The sequence below is a fragment of the Streptomyces sp. SID4985 genome (genome assembly GCF_009863025.1).
Taxonomy (GTDB): domain Bacteria; phylum Actinomycetota; class Actinomycetes; order Streptomycetales; family Streptomycetaceae; genus Streptomyces.
This window is the reverse complement of the sequence record NZ_WWIR01000383.1, coordinates 1-6,862: the sequence shown is the minus strand read 5'-3', so window position 1 is coordinate 6,862 and position 6,862 is coordinate 1. Positions and strand designations below refer to the sequence as shown.

At 70.7% G+C, this 6,862-nt stretch carries 5 protein-coding genes; 1 reads left to right on the top strand and 4 read right to left on the bottom strand.

Translation table 11 applies throughout. The features are described 5' to 3' along the window. From zwf to tkt, 3 genes are all read right to left on the bottom strand, one after another. The coding region (gene zwf / locus GTW40_RS16195; protein WP_202485966.1) for a glucose-6-phosphate dehydrogenase at nt 1–1,150 on the bottom strand (1,150 nt) is incomplete at its 3' end. Further along, on the bottom strand, nt 1,150–2,292 hold the full coding sequence (gene tal / locus GTW40_RS16190; RefSeq protein WP_161180897.1) for a transaldolase: 1,143 nt from the start codon (nt 2,290–2,292) through the stop codon (nt 1,150–1,152). The genes zwf and tal, both read right to left, overlap by 1 nt. Nucleotides 2,293–2,311: 19 nt before the next feature. After that, entirely contained in the window at nt 2,312–4,387 is a 2,076-nt protein-coding gene (gene tkt / locus GTW40_RS16185) for a transketolase (protein ID WP_161180896.1), read from the bottom strand. 146 nt (nt 4,388–4,533) lie between these two features. On the opposite strand from tkt, the gene GTW40_RS16180 reads away from it, so the two are divergent. After that, nucleotides 4,534–5,439, top strand: coding sequence for an AraC family transcriptional regulator (locus GTW40_RS16180; protein WP_161180895.1), 906 nt, complete (start codon nt 4,534–4,536; stop codon nt 5,437–5,439). A gap of 76 nt (nt 5,440–5,515) precedes the next feature. Here the strand turns inward: GTW40_RS16180 and GTW40_RS16175 are convergent. Continuing rightward, a partial coding sequence (locus GTW40_RS16175; protein ID WP_161180894.1) for a glycoside hydrolase family 16 protein occupies nt 5,516–6,862 on the bottom strand: 1,347 nt, incomplete at its 5' end.

Genomic DNA, 6,862 nt, shown 5'->3' with positions numbered 1-6,862 from the left:
TCGACTCGGGGTTGATCCCGTCCTCTTCGAGGTAGCCGACGACCTTCTCGCCGCCCTGCCAGCCCGAGGCGTACTGGCCGCGCACGGTGTGCTCGCCCAGCTCGTCGGGGAGGCGGACCGACTTCAGGACCTTCAGCTTCTCGGTGAGCAGCGAGTCCGCGTCGAACGCGATCGGCTCCTCCATGGCGGTGAGCGCCATGAGCTGGAGCAGGTGGTTCTGGATGACGTCACGGGCGGCGCCGATGCCGTCGTAGTAGCCCGCGCGGCCGCCGATGCCGATGTCCTCGGCCATGGTGATCTGCACGTGGTCCACGTACGACCGGTTCCAGATGGGCTCGTACATCTGGTTGGCGAAGCGGAGCGCCAGGATGTTCTGGACGGTCTCCTTGCCGAGGTAGTGGTCGATCCGGAACACCTGGTCCGGCTCGAACACCTCGTGCACGACCTTGTTCAGCTCGTGCGCGCTCTCCAGGTCGTGGCCGAACGGCTTCTCGATGACCGCGCGGCGCCAGGAGCCCTCGGGGGCGTCGGCCAGGCCGTGCTTCTTGAGCTGCTGGACGACCTTGGGGAAGAACTTCGGCGGCACCGAGAGGTAGTACGCGAAGTTGCCGCCGGTGCCCCGGGAGGCGTCCAGCTCGTCGACGGCGTCCTTCAGCTGCTCGAAGGCGGTGTCGTCGTCGAAGTCGCCGGGGATGAAACGCATCCCCTCGGCGAGCTGCTGCCACACCTCCTCGCGGAACGGCGTGCGCGCGTGCTCCTTGACCGCGTCGTGGACGACCTGCGCGAAGTCCTGGTCCTCCCAGTCGCGGCGGGCGAAGCCCACCAGGGAGAAGCCCGGCGGCAGGAGGCCGCGGTTGGCGAGGTCGTAGACCGCGGGCATCAGCTTCTTGCGGGACAGGTCACCGGTGACACCGAAGATGACCAGGCCCGAGGGCCCCGCGATGCGGGGCAGCCGGCGGTCGCGGGCGTCGCGCAGCGGGTTGTCCCAGTCGGCGGCCGGGGCCACCGGGACGCGCACCTGCTCGGCCGCGCGGGCGGCGGCGGGCCGCTCCTTGGCCTTGGCGCGCGTCTTGGGCTCGGCCTCGGCGGGGGCCGCCTTGGCCTCCGTCTCGGCGGGGGCCGCCTTGGCCCCGGCTGGCTTGCTTGCCATTACGCGTCCACTCCCTTGCTCTTCAGGGACTCGGTCACGGCGTCCAGAAGCTCCAGCCAGGCGGCCTCGAACTTGGCCACGGCCTCGTCCTCGAGCTGCTGGACGACCTCGTCGTAGGAGATGCCCAGCTTCTCCACGGCGGCGAGGTCGGCGCGGGCCTGCTCGTAGCGGCCGGTCACCGTGTCACCGGTGATGTCGCCGTGGTCGGCGGTGGCCTTGAGCGTGCCCTCGGGCATGGTGTTGACGGTGCCGGGGGCGACCAGCTCGTCCACGTACAGGGTGTCCTTGTACGCCGGGTCCTTCACGCCGGTGGAGGCCCACAGTGGACGCTGCTTATGGGCACCCGCGGCGGCGAGCGCCTGCCAGCGGTCGGAAGAGAAGACCTCTTCGTACGCCTCGTAGGCCAGACGGGCGTTGGCGAGGGCCGCGCGGCCCTTGAGGGCCAGGGCCTCGTCGGTGCCGATGGCGGTCAGGCGCTTGTCGATCTCGGAGTCCACGCGGGACACGAAGAAGGACGCCACGGAGTGGATCTGCGACAGGTCGATGCCGCGCTCCTTGGCCTTCTCCAGGCCGGCCAGGTAGGCGGCCATGACCTCGCGGTAGCGCTCCAGGGAGAAGATCAGGGTCACGTTGACGCTGATGCCCAGGCCGATGACCTCGGTGATGGCCGGCAGGCCCGCCTTGGTGGCCGGGATCTTGATCATCACGTTGGGGCGGTCGACCAGCCAGTTCAGCTGCTTGGCCTCGGCCACGGTGGCGACGGTGTGGTGGGCCAGACGGGGGTCGACCTCGATGGAGACCCGGCCGTCGCGGCCCTCGGTGGCGTCGTACACGCCGCGCAGGATGTCGGAGGCGTCGCGCACGTCGGCGGTCGTCATCATGCGGACGGCCTCGTCGACGGTCAGGCCGCGCACGGCCAGGTCGGTCAGCTGCTCCTCGTAACCCTCGCCCGAGCCGATGGCGGCCTGGAAGATGGAGGGGTTGGTGGTGACGCCGACGACGCCGCCGTCCGTCACCAGCTCGGCGAGGCTGCCCGAGGTGATCCGCTTGCGCGACAGGTCGTCCAGCCAGACCGAGACGCCCTCGTCGGCGAGGCGCTTGAGGGAACCGGGGGTGCTGATTGCTTCGGTCACAGTGCTCATTCTTTCTTTGTCGCGTGGATCAGGCGCGCGCGGCGGCCAGCGATTCGCGGGCCACGGCGGCGACGTTCTCGGGGGTGAAGCCGTACTCGGCGAACAGGGTCTTGGCGTCGGCGGAGGCGCCGAAGTGCTCCAGGGAGACGATGCGGCCCGCGTCGCCCACATAGCGGTACCAGGTCAGGCCGATGCCGGCCTCGACGGCGACGCGCGCCTTGACGGCGGGCGGCAGGACGCTCTCGCGGTAGGCGCGGTCCTGCTGCTCGAACCACTCCACGGACGGCATGGACACCACACGCGTACCGACGCCCTCGGCCTCCAGGGCCTCACGGGCGGCCACGGCGAGGTGGACCTCGGAGCCGGTCGCGATGATGATCACCTCCGGGACCTCGGTCGAGGAGTCGCGCAGGACGTAGCCGCCCTTGGCCGCGTCCTCGTTCGGAGCGTACGTCGGGACACCCTGGCGGGTGAGCGCGAGTCCGTGCGGGGCCGGGTCGGTGGCGTGCCTCTTCAGGATCTCGGCCCAGGCGATGGCGGTCTCGTTGGCGTCCGCCGGGCGGACGATGTTGAGGCCCGGGATCGCGCGCAGCGAGGCCAGGTGCTCGACCGGCTGGTGGGTCGGGCCGTCCTCGCCGAGACCGATGGAGTCGTGCGTCCAGACGTACGTCACCGGCAGCTGCATCAGGGCCGACATGCGGACGGCGTTGCGCATGTAGTCGGAGAACACCAGGAAGGTGCCGCCGTAGATACGCGTGTTGCCGTGCAGGGCGATGCCGTTCATCTCGGCGGCCATGGAGAACTCGCGGATACCGAAGTGGACGGTACGGCCGTACGGGTTCGCCTCGGGCAGCGGGTTGCCCTCCGGGAGGAAGGAGCTGCTCGCGTCGATGGTGGTGTTGTTCGAGCCCGCGAGGTCGGCGGAGCCGCCCCACAGCTCGGGCAGGACCGGGCCGAGGGCCTGGAGGACCTTGCCGGAGGCGGCGCGGGTGGCGACCGAGGTGCCCTCCTCGAAGACCGGCAGGGCGTCCTGCCAGCCCTCGGGCAGCTCGCCCTTGGAGACGCGGTCGAACAGCTCGGCGCGCGCGGGCTGGGCGGTGCGCCACTCGGCGATCTTCTTGTCCCAGGCGGCGTGCGCCTCGGCGCCCCGGTCCAGGGCGCGGCGGGAGTGGGCGAGCACCTCGTCGGAGACCTCGAAGGACTGCTCGGGGTCGAAGCCGAGGACGCGCTTGGTGGCCGCGATCTCCTCGGCGCCGAGGGCGGAGCCGTGGGACGCCTCGGTGTTCTGGGCGGTCGGGGCGGGCCAGGCGATGATCGTGCGCATCGCGATGATGGACGGGCGCCCGGTCTCGGCCTTGGCGGCGGCGAGGGCCGCGTGCAGCGCGGGGACGTCCACGTCGCCCTCGGCGGTGGGCTCGATGCGCTGGGTGTGCCAGCCGTAGGCCTCGTACCGCTTGAGGACGTCCTCGGAGAAGGCGGTCTCGGTGTCGCCCTCGATCGAGATGTGGTTGTCGTCGTAGAGGAAGACCAGGTTGCCGAGCTTCTGGTGGCCGGCGAGCGAGGACGCCTCGGCGGAGACGCCCTCCTCCAGGTCGCCGTCGGAGACGATCGCCCAGATGGTGTGGTCGAAGGGGGAGGTGCCCGCGGGGGCCTCGGGGTCGAACAGGCCGCGCTCGTAGCGGGCGGCCATGGCCATGCCCACCGCGTTGGCGGCGCCCTGGCCGAGCGGTCCGGTCGTCGTCTCCACACCGGCCGTGTGCCCGTACTCCGGGTGTCCAGGCGTCTTCGAGCCCTGGGTGCGGAACGCCTTGAGGTCGTCCAGCTCCAGCTCGTAGCCCGCGAGGAAGAGCTGGGTGTAGAGGGTCAGCGAGGTGTGGCCCGGGGACAGCACGAAGCGGTCACGGCCGGTCCACTCCGGGTCCGCCGGGTCGTGCTTCATCACCTTCTGAAAGATCGTGTACGCGGCAGGCGCGAGGCTCATCGCGGTGCCGGGGTGGCCGTTGCCTACCTTCTGCACGGCGTCGGCCGCGAGAAGCCGGGCCGTGTCGACGGCGCGACGGTCGAGATCGGTCCACTCGAAGCTCTCGGGTGTCTGCGTGCTCATCTTCAAGAAGTCCTCGTTCGAAGCCTGGTTACTGATCAAACGCGTTCAAACTTAAAAGTCTGACTTTTTCGCGGAAAGGTCGGGGTGTGTCAGCCTGTGGTGAATCTGGGACATCGAACGCGTGAGAGGGATGGCGCGAAAAGAACATGGCGGACAGAACGACTCAAGTCGCCGGTCAGGGCGGGCACGGCGAGGGCATCGCGACCTTCCCCTTCCCGACCGAGCTGGCGGTGGGCGGCGTCGGGATGCAGGTCGGGGCGATGGGCACCGACCACACCTGGCACGCCGACGCCCCGCTCGACCGCGTCCACCGCATCGACTTCCACGTGGTCATGCTCTTCACCGGGGGCCCCGTACGGCACATGATCGACTTCGCCGAGTACGAGGCGGGGCCCGGCGACCTCCTGTGGATCCGCCCCGGCCAGATCCACCGCTTCGACCGCACCAGTGACTACCGGGGCACGGTCCTCACCATGCAGCCCGGCTTCCTGCCCCGCTCCACCGTCGAGGCGACCAACCTCTACCGCTACGACCTGCCGCCGCTGCTGCACCCCGAACCCGCCCAGCTCGCCGCCCTCCAGGCGTCCCTGGACCAGCTGTGCCGCGAGTACGAGGACACCACCACCCTCCCGCTCAGCCTCCACACCGCGGTCCTGCGGCACAGCCTGACGGCGTTCCTGCTCCGCCTCGCCCATCTCGCGGCCAGCTCCGCCGAGGCGTCCCGGCGCCAGGCCGACACCACGTTCAGCCTCTTCCGCGACGCGGTCGAGAAGGGCTTCCCCACCAACCACAGCGTCAACGCCTACGCCGACGCCCTCGGCTACTCCCGCCGCACCCTGGTCCGCGCCGTCCGCGCCGCCACCGGCCAGACCCCCAAGGGCTTCATCGACCGCCGCGTCATCCTGGAGGCCAAACGCCTCCTCGCCCACACGGACATGCCCATCGGCCGCGTCGGCGCCGCCGTCGGCTTCCCCGACGCCGCCAACTTCTCCAAGTTCTTCCACCTGCACACGGGGCAGACACCGGTGGCCTTTCGGGCGGAGCTGCGGTGAGGCGGGGCACGCGCACGCACGGGTGCCGCCGTGAGGAAGCTCCTCCCGGCGGCACCCGTGGGACCGTGACCCCCGCTCAGTGACCGAAGCCGAACCAGTTCACGTTCACGAAGTCCGCCGGCTGGCCGCTCGTGAAGGTGAGGTAGACGTCGTGCTTGCCGGTGACCGACGAGATGTTGGCCGGGACCGTGCGCCAGGTCTGCCAGCCGCCGGTGTTGCCGACGGCGAAGCTGCCGATGGGAGCGTTGGAGCGGCTGTCGAGGCGGACCTCGACCAGGCCGCTGACGCCGTCGGCGGCGCCGCTCGCGACACGGGCCTTGAACTGGGCGGCCGGGGTCGAGCCGAAGTCGACGCCCTTGTAGAGGGCCCAGTCGCCGCCCGAGACGTAGCCGATGTCCTGGCCGCCGCCGGTGTCCGTGGTGGACTCGGTGGTCGTGCCGGACTGGCTGTCGTAGGACTCGGCCTGGATGGTGCCGTAGGCGTCACGGCCGCCGCCGGAGGGCGGGGGAGTGGTGCCGCCGCCGGACTGGAGGACCTGGACGTAGTCCACGGTCATCGGGTGCCCCGGCTCGGTGCCGCCGTCGGGGCCGCCGCCGAAGGCGCCCGGGAAGCCGCCGCCCATCGCCACGTTGAGGATGACGAAGTAGCCGTGGTTGGTGGCGTTGGCCCACGTGGTGGCGTCGACCTGGTTCGCCCTGACGGTGTGGAAGTTGACGCCGTCGAGGTAGAAGCGGATCTCCTCGGGGCTCGTGGAGCGGTCCCACTCCATCGCGTAGGTGTGGAAGCCCGCCTGACACGTGGTGCCGGTGCAGGAGGTCGAGCCGCCGATGCCGGTGGTCTCGTTGCACGGGCCGCCCGGGTTGGTGCCGCAGTGCACGGTGGACCAGTCGGTGTTCAGGCCCTGGACGTTCTCCATGATGTCCAGCTCGCCCACGCTCGGCCAGTTCCAGTAGTTGCCCCGGAACGGCGCGCCGAGCATCCAGAACGCGGGCCAGTAGCCCTTGGCGGCCGCGCCCGTGACGTTGGGCAGCTGGATACGGGCCTGCACCCGCAGCTTGCCGCCCGCCGGAGGCTGGAAGTCGGTCCGCTTGGTCTCGATGCGGCCCGAGGTCCAGTTGCCGGAGCCGTCCCGGCGCGGGGTGATCAGCAGATTGCCGTTGCCGTCCAGCGCGACGTTGCTGGTGCTGGAGGTCATCGTCTCGACCTCGCCGGTACCCCAGCCGGCCGCGCCACCCGGGTACGAAGTCCCGATGTCGTACTGCCAGTTGGAGGTGTTGACGCCGGAACCGGCCGCGCCGTCGAAGTCGTCCAGGAAGACCTGGCTCCAGCCGGCGGAGGGCGCGGGCGCGGAGGCGTCGGCGGGGACGACGCCCGTCGCGGCCGCCACGGCCGCGAGGCCCAGCGTGCCGATGGCCGCGACGAG